This is a genomic window from Alkalibacterium sp. s-m-28 (assembly GCF_054658175.1).
This window is the reverse complement of record NZ_BAAGIQ010000517.1, coordinates 1-230: the sequence shown is the minus strand read 5'-3', so window position 1 is coordinate 230 and position 230 is coordinate 1. Positions and strand designations below refer to the sequence as shown.

Below are 230 nucleotides of genomic sequence, written 5' to 3'. Positions count from 1 at the left end.
ATTCAATGAATGTCGCTAATCGGTAGAAGGACCAAGTGTGCAAATTCTTTTCGTTTTTACGGCTTGTTCTTGCCGTCTGCCGGATATTCGCCAGTTTTTCCAAGCGAATGACAGAAATGTGGTTATCTTTTGCAAAATCAATGATTTGACGACTAACCTTGTGGTCTTGGTCTTTCATCCATCGTTGTTCTTTGTCTTTTGAGTGGCGGATGGCATTCAGCTTCTTTCGT

The 230-nt window shown here is 41.7% G+C and carries 1 protein-coding gene; it reads right to left on the bottom strand.

The annotated features are described in order from the left end of the window. A partial coding sequence (locus ACYQ4S_RS13090) for an IS200/IS605 family accessory protein TnpB-related protein (protein ID WP_459771621.1) occupies nt 1-178 on the bottom strand: 178 nt, incomplete at its 3' end. Nucleotides 179-230 lie beyond the last annotated feature (52 nt).